General features: G+C 63.6%; 21 protein-coding genes. 13 read left to right on the top strand and 8 right to left on the bottom strand.

The features are described from left to right. Positions 1–29: 29 nt before the first annotated feature. The 4 genes from msrA to QFZ88_RS09540 all read left to right on the top strand — a co-directional run bounded on the left by msrA (position 30) and on the right by QFZ88_RS09540 (position 3,058). A complete protein-coding gene (gene msrA, locus QFZ88_RS09555) occupies positions 30–695 on the top strand; it encodes a peptide-methionine (S)-S-oxide reductase MsrA (protein WP_024926649.1) in 666 nt (221 codons plus the stop codon). 249 nt (positions 696–944) lie between these two features. Continuing rightward, entirely contained in the window at positions 945–1,934 is a 990-nt protein-coding gene (locus tag QFZ88_RS09550) for a BMP family lipoprotein (RefSeq protein ID WP_024926650.1), read from the top strand. A gap of 181 nt (positions 1,935–2,115) precedes the next feature. Then, entirely contained in the window at positions 2,116–2,571 is a 456-nt protein-coding gene (locus tag QFZ88_RS09545) for a GNAT family N-acetyltransferase (RefSeq protein WP_024926651.1), read from the top strand. 94 nt (positions 2,572–2,665) lie between these two features. Continuing rightward, complete coding sequence (locus tag QFZ88_RS09540; protein WP_024926652.1) at positions 2,666–3,058, top strand: VOC family protein; 393 nt, start codon at positions 2,666–2,668, stop codon at positions 3,056–3,058. A gap of 17 nt (positions 3,059–3,075) precedes the next feature. On the opposite strand, the gene QFZ88_RS09535 is transcribed toward QFZ88_RS09540, so the two are convergent. Further along, complete coding sequence (locus tag QFZ88_RS09535; RefSeq protein ID WP_024926653.1) at positions 3,076–3,480, bottom strand: hypothetical protein; 405 nt, start codon at positions 3,478–3,480, stop codon at positions 3,076–3,078. A 32-nt stretch (positions 3,481–3,512) separates the two neighbouring features. Beyond that, positions 3,513–3,716 carry a SlyX family protein gene (locus QFZ88_RS09530; protein ID WP_024927252.1) on the bottom strand — a complete coding sequence of 68 codons (204 nt, stop codon included), beginning with the start codon at positions 3,714–3,716 and terminating at the stop codon, positions 3,513–3,515. 200 nt (positions 3,717–3,916) lie between these two features. On the opposite strand from QFZ88_RS09530, the gene QFZ88_RS09525 reads away from it, so the two are divergent. From QFZ88_RS09525 to deoA, 6 genes are read left to right on the top strand one after another with little or no spacing between them, the layout of a single operon-like run. After that, complete coding sequence (locus tag QFZ88_RS09525; protein ID WP_024927253.1) at positions 3,917–5,449, top strand: ABC transporter ATP-binding protein; 1,533 nt, start codon at positions 3,917–3,919, stop codon at positions 5,447–5,449. Further along, positions 5,446–6,585, top strand: coding sequence for an ABC transporter permease (locus QFZ88_RS09520; RefSeq protein ID WP_024926237.1), 1,140 nt, complete (start codon positions 5,446–5,448; stop codon positions 6,583–6,585). Before QFZ88_RS09525 ends, QFZ88_RS09520 begins: the two co-directional genes overlap by 4 nt. A 1-nt stretch (position 6,586) precedes the next feature. Then, the gene (locus QFZ88_RS09515; RefSeq protein ID WP_024926236.1) at positions 6,587–7,558 is read left to right on the top strand and encodes an ABC transporter permease; all 972 of its coding nucleotides are present in this window, start codon (positions 6,587–6,589) and stop codon (positions 7,556–7,558) included. 3 nt (positions 7,559–7,561) lie between these two features. Then, complete coding sequence (cdd, locus tag QFZ88_RS09510) at positions 7,562–7,954, top strand: cytidine deaminase (protein WP_024926235.1); 393 nt, start codon at positions 7,562–7,564, stop codon at positions 7,952–7,954. Further along, a complete protein-coding gene (locus QFZ88_RS09505; protein WP_024926234.1) occupies positions 7,951–8,757 on the top strand; it encodes a purine-nucleoside phosphorylase in 807 nt (268 codons plus the stop codon). Before cdd ends, QFZ88_RS09505 begins: the two co-directional genes overlap by 4 nt. Before the next feature lie 6 nt (positions 8,758–8,763). Further along, the gene (deoA, locus tag QFZ88_RS09500; protein WP_024926233.1) at positions 8,764–10,083 is read left to right on the top strand and encodes a thymidine phosphorylase; all 1,320 of its coding nucleotides are present in this window, start codon (positions 8,764–8,766) and stop codon (positions 10,081–10,083) included. A gap of 11 nt (positions 10,084–10,094) precedes the next feature. Here the strand turns inward: deoA and QFZ88_RS09495 are convergent, their stop codons facing one another. From QFZ88_RS09495 to QFZ88_RS09485, 3 genes are all read right to left on the bottom strand, one after another. After that, positions 10,095–10,649: a retropepsin-like aspartic protease family protein gene (locus QFZ88_RS09495; protein ID WP_024926232.1), complete on the bottom strand. Its 555-nt coding sequence runs from the start codon at positions 10,647–10,649 to the stop codon at positions 10,095–10,097. 122 nt (positions 10,650–10,771) lie between these two features. Further along, a complete protein-coding gene (gene upp, locus QFZ88_RS09490) occupies positions 10,772–11,401 on the bottom strand; it encodes a uracil phosphoribosyltransferase (protein ID WP_024926231.1) in 630 nt (209 codons plus the stop codon). Between the two features lie 92 nt (positions 11,402–11,493). Next, entirely contained in the window at positions 11,494–12,471 is a 978-nt protein-coding gene (locus QFZ88_RS09485) for an adenosine deaminase (protein WP_024926230.1), read from the bottom strand. Positions 12,472–12,583: 112 nt separating this feature from the next. On the opposite strand from QFZ88_RS09485, the gene ubiE reads away from it, so the two are divergent. Genes ubiE through coaBC form a run of 3 tightly spaced genes read left to right on the top strand, consistent with a single transcriptional unit; the run spans position 12,584 to position 16,205 of the window. Next, positions 12,584–13,360, top strand: a complete 777-nt coding sequence (ubiE, locus tag QFZ88_RS09480; RefSeq protein WP_036255092.1) for a bifunctional demethylmenaquinone methyltransferase/2-methoxy-6-polyprenyl-1,4-benzoquinol methylase UbiE — start codon at positions 12,584–12,586, stop codon at positions 13,358–13,360. Between the two features lie 13 nt (positions 13,361–13,373). Further along, on the top strand, positions 13,374–14,948 hold the full coding sequence (gene ubiB / locus QFZ88_RS09475; RefSeq protein WP_024926228.1) for a 2-polyprenylphenol 6-hydroxylase: 1,575 nt from the start codon (positions 13,374–13,376) through the stop codon (positions 14,946–14,948). A gap of 24 nt (positions 14,949–14,972) precedes the next feature. Continuing rightward, positions 14,973–16,205: a bifunctional phosphopantothenoylcysteine decarboxylase/phosphopantothenate--cysteine ligase CoaBC gene (gene coaBC / locus QFZ88_RS09470; RefSeq protein WP_024926227.1), complete on the top strand. Its 1,233-nt coding sequence runs from the start codon at positions 14,973–14,975 to the stop codon at positions 16,203–16,205. A gap of 98 nt (positions 16,206–16,303) precedes the next feature. On the opposite strand, the gene QFZ88_RS09465 is transcribed toward coaBC, so the two are convergent. The 3 genes from QFZ88_RS09465 to rpsU form a co-directional block, all read right to left on the bottom strand. Then, on the bottom strand, positions 16,304–16,774 hold the full coding sequence (locus QFZ88_RS09465) for a DUF992 domain-containing protein (RefSeq protein ID WP_024926226.1): 471 nt from the start codon (positions 16,772–16,774) through the stop codon (positions 16,304–16,306). A 148-nt stretch (positions 16,775–16,922) separates the two neighbouring features. Beyond that, complete coding sequence (locus QFZ88_RS09460; protein ID WP_024926225.1) at positions 16,923–17,771, bottom strand: tetratricopeptide repeat protein; 849 nt, start codon at positions 17,769–17,771, stop codon at positions 16,923–16,925. 169 nt (positions 17,772–17,940) lie between these two features. Beyond that, complete coding sequence (rpsU, locus tag QFZ88_RS09455; RefSeq protein ID WP_024926224.1) at positions 17,941–18,201, bottom strand: 30S ribosomal protein S21; 261 nt, start codon at positions 18,199–18,201, stop codon at positions 17,941–17,943. Between the last annotated feature and the right edge of the window lie 55 nt (positions 18,202–18,256).

Here is an 18,256-nt window from a genome sequence, read left to right as displayed (position 1 = left end):
TAGCTTTCGACGAAACAAGGAGAAATCACATGTTTTTCCTCAGTGACATGTTGAACAAGAAGCTCAACCTGCCGAAGCCGGAAGAGGCGTTGCCCGGCCGCGACAGGCCGATCCCGACCGCCTCGAAGCACTATGTCTCGAAACGGGCTCTGAAAGGCCCCTATCCGGAAGGCTTGGAAACGGCGCTGTTCGGCCTTGGCTGCTTCTGGGGCGCCGAGCGCCTGTTCTGGCAGACCGAAGGGGTCTGGGTGACGGCGGTCGGTTATGCCGGCGGCGTCACCGCCAATCCGACCTATCAGGAAACCTGCACGGGGCTCACCGGCCACGCCGAGGTGGTGCTGGTGGTGTTCGATCCGAAGATCGTGTCCTATGCCGAATTGCTCAAGCTGTTCTGGGAGGCACATGACCCGACGCAAGGCATGCGCCAGGGTAACGATGTCGGCACCACCTATCGTTCCGCCATCTACACCTTCTCGGATGCACAATATCAGGCCGCGGTTGCCTCGCGCGATGCCTATGAGGCGTCGTTGCGCAGTGCTGGACGCGGCAAGATCACGACCGAGATCGCCCCGGCGCCGACGTTCTATTTCGCCGAAGAGGATCACCAGCAATATCTGGCGAAGAACCCCTATGGCTATTGCGGGCTGAAGGGCACGGGCGTGTCCTGCGCCATTCCCGCCGCCGCGCCGGCCTGACGAACGGCTTTCGCCGGAAACCGCCAGCCTTGACGATGGCGGTTTTCCATTGCCGGCAAAGGATTTTTCATGGCGCCGCTTCGGCGCCATGCTTTTTCCAAAGGGTCAAAATTCCACGTGAATTTTGTCCGCAGCCGTGCAAGATAAAGCTTGAGCGGGAGGGAGAAGCTCCTGCCGGACGTCGCAAGCCGGGCCGGAACCTGGATTTGCGACCAAATTGGAAAAATAAACCGACAGGGTGTGGATCCTATGAAACGTATCGTTCTCGGCCTTCTGGCCGCAACCGCGATGATCTTCCCGGCCGTCGCCGAAGAGATCAAGCCGGCGCTGCTTTACGACCTCGGCGGCAAGTTCGACAAATCCTTCAACGAGGCTGCCTTTAACGGCGCCGAGAAATTCAAGAAGGAGAGCGGCGTCTCCTATGTGGAATTCGAAGTTTCGAACGCCTCGCAGCGCGAACAGGCGCTGCGCCGCTTCGCCGAAGACGGTCGCAGCCCGATCGTCATGGCCGGCTTCTCCTGGGTTGATTCCCTGACCAAGGTGGCCAAGGAATATCCGGAGCTGAAATTCGCCATCATCGACGATCAGGTCGATCTGCCCAACGTGCGCTCGCTGAAGTTCAAGGAACAGGAAGGCTCCTACATCGTCGGCCTGCTCGGTGCGATGGCCTCCAAGACCAAGAAGGTCGGTTTCATCGGCGGCATGGACATTCCGCTCATCCGCAAGTTCGGCTGCGGCTATGTCGGCGGCGCCAAGGCAAACGGCGCGACCGATGTCATCTACAACATGACCGGCGACACGCCGGCTGCCTGGAACGACCCGGCCAAGGGCGGCGAAATCGCCAAGACCCAGATCGATCAGGGCGCCGACGTGATCTACGCGGCGGCTGGTGGCACGGGCGTGGGCGTGCTGCAGGCGGCGGCTGATGCGGGCAAGCTCGGCATCGGCGTCGATTCCAACCAGAACGGCCTGCAGCCCGGCAAGGTGCTGACCTCGATGCTGAAGCGCGTCGACGTTGCTGTCTACAGCGCTTTCACCGACGCCAAGAATGGCAAGTTCACCGGTGGCATCAATAATCTCGGCCTCAAGGAAGGCGGCGTCGACTACGCCCTGGACGACAACAACAAGGCTCTCATCACGCCGGAGATGAAGGCTGCCGCCGACAAGGCCAAGGAAGACATCATTGGCGGCAAGATCCAGGTGCATGACTATTCGAGCGACAACAAGTGCCCTTACTGATCGGCATTTGACGGACGAATGACGAACCGCCGGGCGAAAGTCCGGCGGTTCTTTTTTGAGAACCGATAGGTCCGGCGTGGTCTATCCCGGCGATGCACTGTGCGCCTTGCCCTTGTGCGACCATGGCGGCAGAGGGTGGCGGTAATTCGAGGCGCTTTTGCCGACACTGACGAGAACCGCCATGCCCCCAGTCATTCGCAAGATGCGACATTCCGATCTCGCCGCGCTGGTGAAGCTACGCCACGTTACTTTCTTTGACGACGGCAAGATTTCGCGGGAAGCCGACCGGGCCGGGCTGGCGAAACTCATCGACGGCGATGGTTTCGAAGCCGGTTTCGTCGCCGAGATCGATGGCGAGCCGATCGGCTCGTGCCTGTTCGTGCGCGAGGAGATCGAGCCGCTGCATGAGGTGTCGCCATGGCTCGCCGGCCTGGTCGTCGCCGAAAATCATCGCGGACAAGGTCTCGGCACAACGCTGATCGCGGCGGTCGAACGCCATGCCCATGCAGTCGGCTGCCGCGAGTTCTATCTCTACACCGATAGCGCCGAGGCGCTCTACATCAAGCTCGGCTGGACGGTCGCCGAAAGGATGGTCATCGACGGCGAGCCACTGGTGCTGATGAAACGGAAACTTTAGCACGCTCTCAAAAGCCGGTCGCCGAACTGCCTCATCTGTCGTTGCCGCGTGCTAGAGTGCCTCGGCTGGGGATGCTGCAAGGGGAGATGACAGCATGGCGAGGGTAACCGGTATTGGTGGCGTGTTCTTTCGCGCCCAAGATCCGAAGCTGTTGGCCGAATGGTACGAGCGCCATCTCGGCATCGATGACATCGCCAAGACCGTATGGCGCCAGGATGCCGGGCTTACTGTGTTCAGTCCATTCGCTCAGGACACGGACTATTTCGGCCGCGACGAACAGCAGTGGATGGTCAATTTCCGCGTCGACGATCTGGATGGACTGATCGCCGGCCTAAAGGCCGCCGGCATCGCGGTCGAGACGCGGGGCGAGTGGGATTCCGAGGTCGGCCGCTTCGCCCGCATCCATGACCCCGAAGGCAATCCGATCGAATTGTGGGAGCCTTCGGCAGGCTCGTCGGCCATGGCGGATGAAGCCGGCGAAGGCTGACGATGTCCTGACGGCGATCAGCCGGCGAAACGCCCGGCAAGGTAGCCAAGCGCAAAGGCGATGATCAGCCCCGCGGCCACCGATAGGGCCAGCCGGCCGGGCAATGCTTGCAGGCCGATGCCTATCGGCGGGCGCGGGCCGTCGATGACGGGCTTGCCGCTTCCCACCCGATCCTGGCCGAGCGGCGGCATCTGTGGCAGCGCGGCGATATGGGCGGCGATGTCCTGCCAGGGGCGGCTGGTGTTTTCCGTGTCGCTGCCGGCGCGATCGAACAGATGCATGCGCTCGGCAAGTTGCATGACGGCATTGCGGAAGGCCGGATCGATTTCGAGGTCACGTTCGGCCCGCTCGCGGTCCCGTTCGTTCATCAGGCCAAGTACGTAGTCACTGGCCCGCGCAATGCGGTCGCCTTCTCCGGTCATCGCTGCGCCTCCCTCATCCCCCAAAACTCCTTCTACCAGTGCGGCGGCTTGGTGACCGGAACGTCCGGCGCCGTCTGCTCTTCCAGCGCGAGAAAGCGGCTGGTCAGCGCGTCGAGCTTCTTCTGGATGCGCTCGATCGTCTTCCACTGCTCCGCGATCTGGCCGGACAGCTCCTCGATGGTCTTGGCCTGTTCGGCGACGTGGATCTCCAGCGTCATCAATCGGTTGTCGGTCATGTCAATTTCCCTGGGGACCCTGCTCTCGCGGGCTTGAGTTGCACAACGGCGCCTGTCAATGGCGCATGCCGCGCGTGTTCGAAATTGACAAGCATGCCGGGATTTGTCGAGAGTGGGCGTCATAGCCGGCCAATTGGCAGGGGACAGGTGCCGTGCTAGTCATTTTGACCAAACGATAAAAAAATTATGGGAACGATCGCATGGCGGAAGCCGCAATCGAGCTGATCGGCATCAACAAGAGTTTTGGCGCCGTGCGCGCCAATCGCGACATCAATCTCGAGATCGCCCGCGGGACGATCCATGGCATCGTTGGCGAAAACGGCGCCGGCAAGTCCACGCTGATGTCGATCCTCTACGGCTTCTATCAGGCCGACAGCGGCGAAATCCGGGTCAACGGCAAGCCGGCTTCGATCAAGAGCTCCAACGACGCCATCGCCGCCGGTATCGGCATGGTGCATCAGCATTTCATGCTGGTCGACAATTTCACGGTGCTGGAAAACATCATCCTCGGCGCCGAGAGCGACGCGCTGCTCAAATCCTCGATCGCCAAGGCGCGCGCCGAGCTTGATCGGCTGGAGCATGAATACGGGCTGGAGGTCGACCCCGACGCGATCATCGAGGAGCTGCCGGTCGGCCTGCAGCAGCGCGTCGAAATCCTCAAGGCGCTCTATCGCGGTGCCGAAATCCTCATTCTCGATGAGCCGACGGGCGTGCTGACACCGGCCGAAGCCGACCATCTGTTCCGCATCCTCAAACAGCTCAAGGACCAGGGCAAGACGATCGTGCTGATCACGCACAAGCTGCGTGAAATCATGGCGATCACCGACACTGTTTCCGTCATGCGCCAGGGCACGATGGTGGCGACGCGCGTGACCAAGCAGACCACCGTCGAGGAACTGGCCGAGCTGATGGTCGGGCGCCGCGTGTTGCTGCGGGTCGAGAAGGGCGAGGCCAAGGCCGGCGAAGTCAAGCTTTCGGTCAAGAACCTCGTGGTGAAGGACCAACGCGGCGTCACCATGGTTGACGATGTTTCATTTGACGTGCGCGCCGGCGAGATCGTCGGCATCGCCGGCGTCGCCGGCAACGGCCAGTCTGAGTTGCTGGAGGCGATCTCCGGCATCCGCAAGGCGGTTTCGGGCAGCGTCACGCTGGACGGCAAGCCGATCGATCTGACAGGGGCCGCCGATCCGGCCGAATTGCGTCGGCGCGGGCTCGCGCATGTGCCGGAGGACCGGCATCACGTCGGCCTTGTGCTGGCCTTCGAGGAGCATGAGAATTCGATCCTCGGCTATCACGCGGACAAGCGCTACGTGAAAGGGCCGCTGCTCGACATCGACGCCATCGTCGCCGACGCCGAGGACAAGATCGCGAAATACGATATCCGGCCCGCCAATGCGCGCTTGAAGACCGCCAATTTCTCTGGCGGCAACCAGCAGAAGATCGTGCTCGCGCGAGAAATTGAACAAGATCCCGGGGTGCTCATCGTTGGCCAGCCGACGCGCGGCGTCGATGTCGGCGCCATCGAGTTCATCCACAAGCGGCTGATCGCCATGCGCGATCAGGGCAAGGCGGTGTTGCTGGTCTCGGTCGAACTCGACGAGATCCGCTCGCTTTCCGACCGCATCCTTGTGATGTTCGCCGGCCGTGTCGTCGGCGAGCGCGGACCGGATGCGAGCGAAGGCGAACTCGGCCTGCTGATGGCAGGTGTCGAGCAGAAAGAGGCAGCCGAATGAGCACACCTTATGCCAAGCTGCCGGCCTGGGCCGACTATGGCCTGATCCCGCTCATCAATCTTGCGGTCGCCTTTGCCGTCGCCGGCCTGGTGGTGTTGCTGGTTGGGGAAAATCCCTTGCGCGCCGCGGTCATCCTGGTGGAGGGGGCGTTCGGCCGCGGACAGGGCATCGCCTACACGCTGTTCTACGCCACCAATTTCATCTTCACCGGCCTTGCGGTTGCGGTGGCCATGCATGCCGGCCTGTTCAACATCGGTGGCGAAGGCCAGGCCTATGTCGCCGGGCTCGGTGTCGGCCTGGTCTGCCTGGCGCTCGACAGGGTCGTGCCCTGGTTCGTCACTTTCCCGTTCGCCATCGCCGGCGCCGCTCTCTTCGGCGCGGCTTGGGCCTTTATCCCGGCCTATCTGCAAGCCAAGCGCGGCTCACACATCGTCATCACCACGATCATGTTCAACATGATCGCGGCGAGCCTGATGATCTACATGTTGCGCGACGTGCTGAAACCGGAGGCGATGCAGGAGGTCAAGACACGCACGTTCGAAGCGGGCGCCCAATTGCCCCGGCTGAACTGGATCATCGAACTGTTCGGCGCCAAGATCCGTTCGGCGCCGTTCAACGTCTCCTTCCTGCTGGCCCTGGTCATGGCCTATCTGGTCTGGCTGCTGATCTGGCGAACGAAGCTCGGCTACGAGATACGCACCTTCGGCTTCAGCCAGAAGGCCGCGCGTTATGCCGGCATTTCGGAAGTGCGGGTGACAATCATCGCCATGCTGATTTCGGGCGCGCTCGCCGGCATGATGTCGATCAACGCGATCATGGGCGACCAGCACAGCGTCTATGTCGATCTGGCCGGCGGCGCCGGCTTCATCGGCATCGCCGTTGCGCTGATGGGGCGCGCGCATCCGGTGGGTATCATCCTGGCGTCGATCCTGTTCGGCATGCTCTATCAGGGCGGCGCCGAGCTCTCCTTCGAGATGCCGGCCATCAGCCGCGACATGATCGTCATCATCCAGGGTCTCGTCATCCTGTTCGCCGGCGCGCTGGAGCACATGTTCCGGCCCTATATCCAGACACTGTTCGCTTCGTTCAGTCCGAAATCGGTCGGCATGGCGGCGGTGAAGGGCGAGGGGGCCTGACATGGATTTCTTCAACATCGTCATCCAGACGCTGGACTCCACCATCCGTCTGTCGGTGCCTTTGCTTCTGGCCTGCCTGGCAGGGCTCTATTCCGAGCGGTCAGGCATTTTCGACATCGGCCTCGAAGGCAAGATGCTGGCCGCCGCTTTCGCAGGTGCCGCCGCTGCATCGGTCTTCCACTCGGCCTGGATTGGCCTCGGCATCGCAATCCTGATTTCGGTGTCGCTGGCCCTGGTGCATGGCTTCGCCTCGATCACCCATCGCGGCAACCAGATCGTCTCCGGCCTCGCGATCAACTTCGTCGCCGCCGGCTCGACCATTATTCTCGGCCAGGCATGGTTCCAGCAGGGCGGCCGCACGCCGGCTCTGGCGCCGAACGAACGGTTCGAGGCGATCACGCTTCCCGGCGCCGACGCCATGCGCGACGTGCCGATCATCGGACCGATCTATTCGGAGCTGATCTCCGGCCACTCGTTGCTGGTCTACGTCGCCTTCCTGGCGGTTCCATTCACCTGGTGGGTGTTGTTTCGCACCCGCTTCGGCTTGCGTCTCCGCGCCGTCGGCGAGAACCCGGCGGCGGTCGACACCGCCGGCATCTCGGTCACCTGGCTGCGCTACCGCGCGGTCATCTGCACCGGTATCCTGACCGGCATCGCGGGCGTCTATCTTTCGATGGTGCAGAGCGGCGGCTTCGTGAAGGACATGACGGCGGGCAAGGGTTACATCGCGCTTGCCGCGCTGATCTTCGCCAAATGGCGGCCGGTCAACGCCATGTTCGCCTGCCTGCTGTTCGGCTTCCTCGACGCGTTGGCGATCCGCCTGCAAGGAACGCCGCTGCCCATCATCGGCAAGGTGCCGGTGCAGTTCATGCAGGCGTTGCCTTATGTGCTTACCGTGATCCTGCTTGCCGGCTTCATCGGCAAGGCGATCCCGCCGCGCGCCGGCGGCGTGCCCTATGTGAAGGAACGCTGACCGATGTCGCATGACCTCTACCTCGCCGCCAAGGCGGCCATGGCCAAGGCCTATGCGCCTTATTCGAAATTCCCGGTGGGTGCAGCGCTGCGCACCGAGGATGGGCGCGTGTTTTCCGGCGCCAACATCGAAGTGGCGTCCTATCCGGAAGGCTGGTGCGCCGAGACGACCGCATTGGGCCATTACATCATGGGTGGCGGCGGCAAGATCGTCGAGATCGCGGTCATCGCCGAACGCATGGCCAAATGCTCGCCTTGCGGCGGTTGCCGCCAGCGGCTCGCCGAATTCACCCGGCCCGATACCAAACTCTATCTCTGCGACGAGACCGGCGTGGCCGAGACGGTGACCATGGGCGAGATGCTGCCCTATGGGTTCCGGGGCGACATCCTCAAATGAAGGACGCGATCGATCGCCTCGTCGAGCGGCTGGACGGTCTTGTGCCGAGTGCCGCGCTCGTGCTGGGCTCCGGGCTCGGCGGACTGGTCGATGAGGTCAAGGACGCCATCCGCATTCCTTATGCCGAATTGCCCGGCTTTCCGCAGAGCGGCGTGACCGGTCATGCCGGCGCGGTGGTGGCGGGACACTTCGCCGGCAAGCCGGTGCTGATGCTGGCCGGTCGGGCGCACTACTATGAACATGGCAATGCCGCCGCGATGCGCCCGGTCATCGAAACGCTGGCCGGCATCGGCGTGACGAAGTTGCTTTTGACCAACGCCGCCGGCTCCGTCGACCCGGACATGCCGCCCGGATCGGTGATGCTGATCGACGACCACATCAATTTCTCCGGCTCCAATCCGCTGTTCGGCGAGCCAACCGACAGGCGTTTCGTCGGGCTGACCGAGGCCTATGATGCTGGCATGCGGGCGGCGATCGAGCGGGCGGCGAAGTCGACCGGCACTGTCTTGCACAAAGGCGTCTACATGTGGTTCTCCGGCCCGTCCTTCGAGACGCCGGCGGAAATCCGCATGGCGCGCATCATGGGCGCCAACGCGGTCGGCATGTCGACCGTGCCGGAGGTGATCCTTGCCCGGTTCTTCGGCCTGCGCGTGGCGGCCTGCTCGGTCATCACCAATCTGGCCGCCGGCATGACCGGTGCGGAACTCTCCCACACCGAGACCAAGGACATGGCGCCGATCGGCGGAGCCAAGCTCGCCACGGTGCTGAAGAAGATGTTCCAGGACGGCTTGCTGGACGGGTGAGCCTTCATGCTGCCTCAGGAAATCATCCGCAAGAAACGCGACGGCTTCAGGCTGTCGGCTGACGAAATCGCTGCCTTCGTCGCCGGCATCACCATCGGCTCGGTCAGCGAGGGACAGGCGGCGGCGCTGGCCATGGCCGTCTTCTTCAACGGCATGAGCCGGGAGGAGGCGGTGGCGCTGACGCTCGCCATGCGCGATTCCGGCGACGTGCTCGACTGGTCCGACCTGCCGGGCCCGGTCACCGACAAACACTCCACCGGCGGGGTTGGCGACAATGTCTCGCTGATGCTGGCGCCGATGGTGGCGGCCTGCGGCGCCTATGTACCGATGATCTCGGGACGCGGTCTCGGCCATACCGGCGGGACATTGGACAAGATGGATTCGATCCCTGGCTATATCAGTCAGCCAGATGTCGCTCTGCTGCGCAAGGCGGTACTCGAGGCGGGTGCGGCCATCATTGGCCAGACCGGCGATCTCGCCCCCGCCGACCGGCGCCTCTATGGCATTCGCGATGTCACCGCCACGGTGGAGTCGGTGCCGTTGATCACGGCCTCGATCCTGTCGAAGAAACTGGCGGCCGGCCTGCAATCGCTGGTGCTCGACGTGAAGCTCGGCAACGGCGCCTTCATGGAAAAGTCGCGCGATGCGACGGCGCTGGCCACCAGCCTGGTCGAGGTGGCGAATGGCGCGGGTCTGAAGACCAGCGCGCTGATCACCGGCATGAACGAGCCGCTCGCTTCCGCCGCCGGCAATGCCGTCGAAGTCTTGAATGCGGTCGATTTCCTGACCGGCCGTTATCGCGACAAGCGGCTGGAAACGGTGGCGCTGGCGCTGGCCGCGGAAATGCTGCAGTCGGCGGGTCTCGTTTCGTCCAATCAGGATGGCATGCAGCGCGCCACTGAGGCGCTGGCCAGCGGCCGGGCGGCGGCCGTGTTCGGCCGTATGGTCAGGGCGCTCGGTGGGCCGGCCGATTTCGTGGAAAAGCCTGGAAAATACGTGCCCGTGGCGCCGGTTCAGTTCCCGGTGAAAGCCCCGCGCAGCGGTTTCGTCACCGGTATCGCGACCCGCGACATCGGTCTTGCCGTGGTGACCCTGGGCGGCGGCCGCATCCGCCCACATGACAGCATCGACCACACGGTCGGGCTCACCCGGCTCCTGCCGGTCGGTTCCGAAGTGCGCATCGGCGAAGCGCTGGCGCTTGTCCATGCCCGCTCGCAAGGTGACGCCGAGATAGCCGCCGCCGCAGTGATTTCGGCCTATACGATCGGTCCCGCCAAGCCGGCCGGCGAAAAGGCGATCATTCGAAGGATCGCACCGCGCGCCTGACGCCGACGGCGCTATTGCGCCATCATCAGCGCGCCATTCTCGACCGTGTATTTGTCGAGCCGTTTCAGGAAGCTCATGCCGATGAGGTTGGTTCCGAGCGACCTGTCGTCGATGATGACGGCGTCGACATCGTCGAGCGCGATCTTGCCGATCTGCAGGCTGGAGAGGCGAACCAGCGCCACCTTGACCGGGCCGTTGGCAGTGTTGACCTGATGGTTGAAATCGGCCGGGCCGACGGAGACGCCGACGCGGCGCGCCGTCGAGGCGTTGAGCGCCACCAATGTGGCGCCCGTGTCGACCATGGCGTCGACCTGACGACCGTTGATCTTGAAGCTCGCCAGGAAATGCCCAGTCGCATTGGCCTCGATCAGCACCTTGCGGCCCAGCGGCTGTTGCGGCGCGGAGTTTGCCGTTGCCTGAGCGGCAGGCGAGGAGATGTTCTGGACCGGCGCGTTGGAGCCGGTTCCCAACAGCCGCTCGAGCAACTGCGGGTTTGCCTGAAAGATGCTGGGTATGGCGGCGGAACCGCCGGCGAAGATACCCAGGATGACCAGTTTACGCAGCATGAAACGCCCCTATGCGAGGCGCACCCTAAGCCGTCTTGGTATTCGACGCTTTAATGCCGGCCCGTGAATGCGTGCCTTGGCGTTGAAACCGCTGGGCTGCGTAAACGAAGGGTAAAGGCAGCCTATTTGGTGCCGAACATACGGTCGCCGGCATCGCCGAGGCCGGGCAGGATGTAGCCCTTCTCGTTGAGCTGGCGGTCGATGGAGGCGGTGTAGACCGGAACATCCGGATGGGCGCTGGTGAAACGCTCGATGCCCTCGGGCGCGGCAAGCAGGCACAGGAAGCGGATGTTGGTGGCGCCGCGCTCCTTCAACTTGTCGATGGCCGCGATCGCCGAATTGGCGGTGGCAAGCATCGGGTCGACGACGATGATGAGGCGGTCGGCGAGGTCGCTTGGCGCCTTGAAGAAATACTCCACCGCCTGCAGCGTCTCGTGGTCGCGATACAGGCCGATATGGGCGACGCGCGCCGCCGGCACCAGATCGAGCAGCCCTTCGAGCAAGCCGTTGCCGGCGCGCAGGACCGAAGCGAAGACAAGTTTCTTGCCTTCCAGCGTGGGGGCTTCGATCGTCTCGAGCGGGGTCTCGATGGTCGTCTTAGTCAGTTCGAGATTGCGGGTCACCTCATAGCCGAGCAGCAGCGAGATCTCGCGCAGCAGCCGCCGGAAGGAAGCCGTCGAGGTATCCTTGTTGCGCATGATGGTCAGCTTGTGCTGGACAAGCGGATGGTCGACGACGGTTACGCCCTTCATGGTCTTCTCCTCGATGCTTGGAAAAGACCCTAGCGGCTATGGCTTGGCCGATAAACGCCCAAGCCTGCTGGAACCACAGTTTTTGCGGGCGTTCAGCGCGCGCCGGCCTTGTCCAGCCGTGCGATGAGAGTGGCTTTGGTCTTCTTGTCGACGAAGGCAGCCTCGATCGCGGTACGGGTCACGGCGGTCAGCGCCTTTTCGTTCATGCCGAAATGCTCGGCCGCGATGTCGTATTCGCGCTTCAGCGAAGTCCAGAAATAGGGCGGGTCGTCGGAGTTCAGCGTCACCTTGCAGTCGGCGGCCTTCAGGGCCGGAAAGGGATGTTCGGCGAAACTGTCGAACACCTTGAGCGCGATGTTGGAACCCGGGCAGCATTCCAGAACGACGCCTTCGTCGGCGATGCGGCGCACGAGGTCTGGGTTTTCGATGGCGCGCACGCCATGGCCGATGCGGGAGGGGCGGATATGGTCGAGAGCCGCCTGCACGCTTTCCCAGCCCATCAGTTCCCCGGCATGGATGGTGATGCCAAGGCCGGCCTCGCGCGCGATCTCGAAGGCCCGCACATAGTCCTCGAAGTCGCCCATGCGCTCGTCGCCGGCAACACCGAAACCGGTCACCAGCGGGTGGTTGCATTTGGCGGCGAAACGGGCGGCTTTCTCGATCGCCTCGACGCCGACATGGCGCACGCCGGTGACGATCATGCGCCCTTCGATGCCGGTCTTGGCCTTGGCGCGCACCATGCCTTCGCCGAGCGCGTCGGTATAAGCCTTGGGCGACAGGCCGGCGCGGATGGCATGATCGGGCGAGGTGAAGACCTCTGAATAGATGGCGCCGTCGCGCGCCAGGCTGGTCAGATAATGTTCGGCCAGCAGGACATAATCCTCCTCGGTGCGGAAGAGATCGGCGGAGAAGTTGTAGGCGGCAAGAAACGAGGTGAAGTCATGCCACACGAAAGACCCGTCGCGGATGAAGGGCGAGGGGTCCTTGCCATATTTCCGCGCCTGCTGGATGACGAGTTCGGGCGCCGCCGCCCCTTCGACATGGCAGTGCAATTCGGCTTTCAAGATCATGAGGCATTCCTGTGAACGGGCCGGCCGGCGCGGCCGAACACCGCGCCTTTGACAATAGCGTCGCGTATCTCGATCGGCTATGGTCCGGCCGATTTTATGGCGGATCGAAAAGATGTCAGTTGAGAGAACCACTGCGGCCGGTGGCATGGAGACCTCCTACGGCTTCAGGCAGGTGGGCAGCGGCGAGAAACAGCCGCTGGTCAACGAGGTGTTCCACAAGGTCGCCAAGCGCTACGACCTGATGAACGACCTGATGTCGGCCGGCATGCACCGGTTGTGGAAGGACGCCATGGTCGCTTGGCTCAATCCACCGAAGCGGCCGGGCTGGAAGGTGCTGGATGTGGCGGGCGGCACCGGCGATATCGCATTCCGCATCATCGACGCCAGCCAGGGTCAGGTGCATGCCACCGTGCTCGACATCAATGGCTCGATGCTGGCCGTCGGTCGTGAGCGGGCGGAAAAGCGCGGGCTGGCGGCGAATACGGATTTCGTCGAAGCCAATGCAGAGGAACTGCCCTTCGCCGACAACTCCTTCGACGCCTATACGATCGCCTTCGGCATCCGCAACGTGCCACGCATCGAAGTTGCGCTTGGCGAGGCATTCCGGGTGCTGAAGCCCGGCGGGCGGTTCCTGTGCCTCGAATTCTCCGAGGTTGAGATGCCGTTGCTCGACAAGGTTTATGAGAGCTGGTCGTTCAACGCCATTCCGAAGATCGGCAAGGCCGTGACCGGTGACGGCGAGCCATACGCCTATCTGGTCGAATCCATCGCCAAGTTCCCGAATCAGCAGAATTTCGCCGCCATGATCGGCGCGGCCGGTTTCGAACGCGTCAGCTTCCGCAACTATACCGGCGGCATTGCCGCCGCGCATTCGGGCTGGAAGCTTTGAGGCAGGTGCGTTCATGAGTTCGGTCGGCGCTGCATTCCGCCTCGTTCGGGCCGGCTGGGTGCTGGTGCGCGAGGGCGTCGTCGCGGCGATTCCCGGCGACCAGCTTTCCGGCCTGCCTAAATTCGGCTGGCGGATGGCGCGGCTGTTCACCCGCCGCCGGGCGTTGCGGGAAGGCAGAAGCGATCGCATGGCGCATGCGGTGGCCCGCCTCGGGCCGTCTTACGTCAAGCTTGGGCAATTCCTGGCCACGCGGCCGGATGTGGTCGGCAACGACATCGCGCTCGATCTTGCGCTGCTGCAGGACAAGATGGGAACCTTCCCGCAATCGCAGGCCATTGCCGCCATCGAGTCTTCGCTCGGCCGGTCGCTTTCCGACCTCTATGCACGTTTCGACGAACCGGTAGCTGCCGCCTCGATCGCGCAGGTGCATGAAGCCGAAGCGTTGCTGGAAGGGGTGCCGACCAGGGTAGCGGTCAAGGTGATCCGACCTGGCGTGCGCAGGCGCTTCCATCACGATCTCGAAAGCTACTTCCTCGCCGCGCGCCTGCAGGAAAAATACATCCCGTCGTCGCGGCGCCTGCGCCCCGTAGAAGTGACGGAGACGCTCGCCCAGACCACCAAGATCGAAATGGACCTGCGTCTCGAGGGTGCTGCGCTTTCCGAACTCGGCGAGAACACCAAGGCCGATCCCGGCTTCCGCGTGCCTTCGGTCGACTGGGAGCGCACCGGCCGCGACGTGCTCACCATGGAGTGGGTCGACGGCGTCAAGATGAACGACATAGCGGGGCTGGCCGCCGCCGGCCACGACCTCAAGGCGATCGCCGCCAATCTGATCCAGTCGTTCCTGCGCCATACGCTGCGCGACGGCTTTTTCCACGCCGACATGCATCCGGGCAATTTGTTCGTGGAAGCCGATGGCACCATCGTGGCGGTCGATCTCGGTATCGCGGGCCGCCTTGGCAAGAAGGAGCGCCGGTTCCTCGCCGAAATCCTCTACGGCTTCATCACGCGCAACTATCTGCGCGTCGCGGAAGTGCATTTTGAGGCAGGCTACGTGCCGCACAAGCACGACGTTGCCGCCTTCGCCCAGGCGATCCGCGCCATCGGCGAACCGATCCACGGCCAGCCGGCCGAAACCATCTCCATGGCGAAGCTCTTGACGCTGCTGTTCGAGGTGACCGAACTGTTCGACATGCAGACGCGCCCGGAACTGGTGCTTTTGCAGAAGACCATGGTGGTGGTGGAAGGCGTGGCCCGCACGCTCGACCCGGCCTTCAACATGTGGAAGACCGCCGAGCCGGTGGTGGGCGACTGGATCCGCTCCAATCTCGGCCCGCGCGGCATGCTGGAAGATGCGCGCGAAGGCGTCGGCGCGCTGGTTTCGCTGGCCCGGCAGGCGCCTGACCTCGCGGCGCGCGCCGAGCGGCTGTCGCGCGAGATTGACCTGATGGCCGAACATGGCCTGCGGTTCGACGACGCAACCGCCAAGGCGATCGGCAAGGCGGAAGCCCGCCACACACGGTCGGGCCGCGTTGCGCTTTGGGTGATCGCGCTGACCTTGATCTTCATTGCCTGGAAGCTAATCTGACAGCATTGCTGTTGAGAGCAAAGCATGACCCTTTCCGGAAAACGCATCCTGCTTGTCATCGGTGGCGGCATCGCCGCCTACAAGTCGCTGGACCTGATCCGGCGGCTGCGCGAGCGGGGTGCCGCGGTGCGCTGCGTGATGACGGCGGCGGCGCAGCAATTCGTCACCCAGCTCTCGGTCGGCGCGCTGTCGGCCGACCATGTCTTCGCCGATCTGTTCGATCGCCAGGATGAGCACGATGTCGGCCATATCCGGCTGTCGCGCGAGGCCGACCTCATCGTGGTCGCGCCGGCGACCGCCGACCTGATGGCCAAGCTTGCCAATGGTCACGCCAACGACCTCGCCTCCACGGTTCTGCTCGCCACCGACAAGAAGGTGCTGATGGCGCCGGCGATGAATCCCAGGATGTGGGCGCATCCGGCGACGCGGCGCAACCACGCTACGCTCGTCAAGGACGGCGTCAGTTTTGTGGGGCCTACGAAAGGCGAGATGGCTGAAAGCGGCGAAGCCGGCGAGGGCCGCATGGCCGAGCCGCTGGAGATCGTGGCGGCAATCGAGGCGCAATTCGACAGCCGGCCGAAGCCATTGGCCGGCAGGAAGATCATCGTCACCTCCGGGCCGACGCATGAGCCGATCGATCCGGTGCGCTACCTCGCCAACCGTTCGTCCGGCAAGCAGGGGCATTCGCTGGCTGCCGCCCTGGCCAAGCTTGGCGCCGAAGTGCATCTGGTCTCGGGTCCGGTCGCCATCGCCGATCCGGCGGGCGTGGCAACGGTCCATGTCGAGACAGCGCGGCAGATGCAGGCAGCCGTGGAAAGCCTGCTACCGGCCGATGCGGCGGTTTTCGTCGCGGCGGTGGCGGATTGGCGGACAGCGGGTTCCGCCGAAGAGAAGATCAAGAAGGTGGCCGGAGAGGGGCCGCCGGCACTGCAGATGGTGGAGAACCCCGACATTCTCGCCGGTGTGGGCCACCATGCGAAGCGGCCATATCTGGTGGTCGGCTTCGCTGCGGAAACGCAGGATATTTTGAAGAATGCGGCTGCCAAACTCAGCAAGAAGGGCGCTGACTTCATTGTTGCCAACGACGTCTCGCAAGACAGTGGCATCGGCCCCGGCGGCGTCATGGGCGGCGACCGCAACCGGGTGCGCATCGTCTCGAAATCGGGCGTCGAGGAATGGCCGGAACTCAGCAAGGAAGCCGTCGCGGCGCGCCTTGCCGAGCTGATCGCGGAACGCCTGAAAACGACGGTCGTCTAGCCTCGCCCGCACGAGGGGCGGGTTTCGCGGCTCCAGCCAAGCGGACTGCCACGCAATGGTCGGGCCGGGCGAAGACGCCCGACCCTCGCGCTCAACTTTTACTTCAGCGAATGCTGCAGCTCGAGCGAAGTCACGGCGGCAGCGACATTGAGGCCGGTCTGCGCCTGTACCGAGAGCGGCTGCAGCGCGTAGGAGTTGTCGAAGCCGCCGACCAAAACGTTGAGGCCGCCGCCGGTGACGACGCTCGCTTCGGCGTTGACGCCGAAATACTTGCCGGCCAGAGCACCTGAATCGTAGCTGCTCGATGCCGCCAGAACCGCCCAGGACAACTGGCCCTGATGGGTCATGCCGAGATCGACGCCGAGTTTCGAGATGACGCCGGTGTAGAGTTCGGACTTGCGGCTGTTATAGGGGCGGAAGGTGCAGGTGACGCCCTTGTTCGAGGCGATGATGTAGGACTGACCGCCATCGATGACGCAATCGAGGACGCCGAGTTCCAGCTTGCCGGCATGAGCCGGGGCCGCGAAGGCGAGCGTTGCCAGTGCGGCGGAAATGACGAGCTTTTTCATGGGGACGGGTCCTTCCAATGTTCCATGCCGGATAACGGTCCAGCGCGCGCAGCGTTCCAGAAAACCATGGCGCGACAGCGGCAAGGTCGGAGCGTGGTCAAAATAGGAGATGGCCGTTGCTCATCGGCAACGGTGAAACAGCAACGGCTCAGCCGGCGCTGCTCACTCTGGAGAGGCCGTCCTTGGCCGGCTGGTAGGTTGGCGCCAGTCGCGCCGCCTCGCGATAGGACTTGGCGGCCTTGGCCTTGTCGCCGCGCCGTTCATAGATCAGGCCCTGGTTGGTCCAGGCTTCGGCGTTCTTGCCGTCGAGCTTGATGGCCATGTTGAAGTCGGCGAAGGCGTTGTCGTCCTGGTTGAGCGCCAGGTAGGAGAGGCCACGACCGTTATAGGGCTCGGAAGCGTCCGGCGACAGCGAGATGGCGGTCGAGAAATCCTCGATCGCGAGATTGTGCTGGCCCTGGGTCTGATAGATCAGGCCGCGATTGTGATAGGCGCGCGCGTCGGTGGTATCGAGCTGGATCGCCTTCTGGAAATCGTTGAAGGCGTCCTGCGTGCGGTTGGCCTTGCGGTAGAGGTTGCCGCGGCCGATATAGGCGGCGTCGTAGTTCGCGTTGATCTGGATGGCACGATTGTAGTCGGCAAGCGCCTTCTGCTGGTCGCCGATGAAACGGTAGATCAGCGCGCGGTTTGAATAGGCCTGGTAGAAATCGGGCTTCAGCTGGATCGCCGTGTCGAAGTCCTTCAGCGCGGCCTGGTATTTGCCGCCGCGGCCGAGCGCCGAGCCACGCACATTATAGGCTTCCGGGTCGCGCGGGTTGCGGTCGACGACTGACGACAGCGAGGAGATGTTCTCGCTCGATCCCTGCGCCTGGTCGATGGAGCCGAGCTCGCCGGTCGGGGTCGACTGGCATCCCGCGAGCGCCAGGCCCGACAGCAAGGCTGCTGTCAGAACGAGCCTGTTCACGGAGTTTCCACGCTCTGCGGTCAAAACATGCATCGGCTGCCGTATCCTCAATATCCGACGCCCGGCATTCCGGATCATCGCACCGGCCCCTATCCCGCAGTCCTGCGTATACAAATACCGGCTTGCGTCAAACAAAAAGGTGGCGGCGATTTCCATCGCGCCACCTTGGCTATCCTTCGAAAAGGACGAAAACTTGGCAGGATCAGCGCGGAGCGCGCGCTGCACCGGCGCCAGCAGGAGCCGGACGCGGGGTCGAGGGCAACAGGCCTTCGCGCTGAGCGCGCTTACGGGCCAGCTTGCGGGCGCGGCGCACGGCCTCGGCCTTCTCGCGAGCACGCTTCTCGGACGGCTTCTCATAGTGACCGCGCATCTTCATTTCACGGAAGATGCCTTCGCGCTGCATTTTCTTCTTGAGCGCGCGAAGCGCCTGATCAACGTTGTTGTCGCGGACGAGTACCTGCACGGGCGATCCTGTCTTTCAATTTGAAATCATTGGGCTATCGGCAATAGCCCTAAGC

The sequence above is a fragment of the Mesorhizobium sp. YL-MeA3-2017 genome (genome assembly GCF_030814575.1).
In the GTDB taxonomy this organism is placed as follows: domain Bacteria; phylum Pseudomonadota; class Alphaproteobacteria; order Rhizobiales; family Rhizobiaceae; genus Mesorhizobium; species Mesorhizobium terrae.
The sequence above is the reverse complement of the archived record's forward strand: the minus strand, read 5'-3'. Positions and strand labels throughout refer to the sequence as shown.

What these genes read in the sequence shown, in the direction of transcription:
- QFZ88_RS09465 (WP_024926226.1), bottom strand. Translation starts at nt 16,774, where the DNA reads ATGAAAAAGCTCGTCATTTCCGCCGCACTGGCAACGCTCGCCTTCGCG.
- QFZ88_RS09515 (WP_024926236.1), top strand. Translation starts at nt 6,587, where the DNA reads ATGGATTTCTTCAACATCGTCATCCAGACGCTGGACTCCACCATCCGT.
- QFZ88_RS09535 (WP_024926653.1), bottom strand. Translation starts at nt 3,480, where the DNA reads ATGACCGGAGAAGGCGACCGCATTGCGCGGGCCAGTGACTACGTACTT.
- ubiB (WP_024926228.1), top strand. Translation starts at nt 13,374, where the DNA reads ATGAGTTCGGTCGGCGCTGCATTCCGCCTCGTTCGGGCCGGCTGGGTG.
- QFZ88_RS09545 (WP_024926651.1), top strand. Translation starts at nt 2,116, where the DNA reads ATGCCCCCAGTCATTCGCAAGATGCGACATTCCGATCTCGCCGCGCTG.
- ubiE (WP_036255092.1), top strand. Translation starts at nt 12,584, where the DNA reads ATGTCAGTTGAGAGAACCACTGCGGCCGGTGGCATGGAGACCTCCTAC.
- msrA (WP_024926649.1), top strand. Translation starts at nt 30, where the DNA reads ATGTTTTTCCTCAGTGACATGTTGAACAAGAAGCTCAACCTGCCGAAG.
- QFZ88_RS09505 (WP_024926234.1), top strand. Translation starts at nt 7,951, where the DNA reads ATGAAGGACGCGATCGATCGCCTCGTCGAGCGGCTGGACGGTCTTGTG.
- deoA (WP_024926233.1), top strand. Translation starts at nt 8,764, where the DNA reads ATGCTGCCTCAGGAAATCATCCGCAAGAAACGCGACGGCTTCAGGCTG.
- coaBC (WP_024926227.1), top strand. Translation starts at nt 14,973, where the DNA reads ATGACCCTTTCCGGAAAACGCATCCTGCTTGTCATCGGTGGCGGCATC.
- QFZ88_RS09530 (WP_024927252.1), bottom strand. Translation starts at nt 3,716, where the DNA reads ATGACCGACAACCGATTGATGACGCTGGAGATCCACGTCGCCGAACAG.
- QFZ88_RS09520 (WP_024926237.1), top strand. Translation starts at nt 5,446, where the DNA reads ATGAGCACACCTTATGCCAAGCTGCCGGCCTGGGCCGACTATGGCCTG.
- QFZ88_RS09540 (WP_024926652.1), top strand. Translation starts at nt 2,666, where the DNA reads ATGGCGAGGGTAACCGGTATTGGTGGCGTGTTCTTTCGCGCCCAAGAT.
- QFZ88_RS09460 (WP_024926225.1), bottom strand. Translation starts at nt 17,771, where the DNA reads ATGCATGTTTTGACCGCAGAGCGTGGAAACTCCGTGAACAGGCTCGTT.
- QFZ88_RS09495 (WP_024926232.1), bottom strand. Translation starts at nt 10,649, where the DNA reads ATGCTGCGTAAACTGGTCATCCTGGGTATCTTCGCCGGCGGTTCCGCC.
- QFZ88_RS09525 (WP_024927253.1), top strand. Translation starts at nt 3,917, where the DNA reads ATGGCGGAAGCCGCAATCGAGCTGATCGGCATCAACAAGAGTTTTGGC.
- QFZ88_RS09550 (WP_024926650.1), top strand. Translation starts at nt 945, where the DNA reads ATGAAACGTATCGTTCTCGGCCTTCTGGCCGCAACCGCGATGATCTTC.
- QFZ88_RS09485 (WP_024926230.1), bottom strand. Translation starts at nt 12,471, where the DNA reads ATGATCTTGAAAGCCGAATTGCACTGCCATGTCGAAGGGGCGGCGGCG.
- cdd (WP_024926235.1), top strand. Translation starts at nt 7,562, where the DNA reads ATGTCGCATGACCTCTACCTCGCCGCCAAGGCGGCCATGGCCAAGGCC.
- upp (WP_024926231.1), bottom strand. Translation starts at nt 11,401, where the DNA reads ATGAAGGGCGTAACCGTCGTCGACCATCCGCTTGTCCAGCACAAGCTG.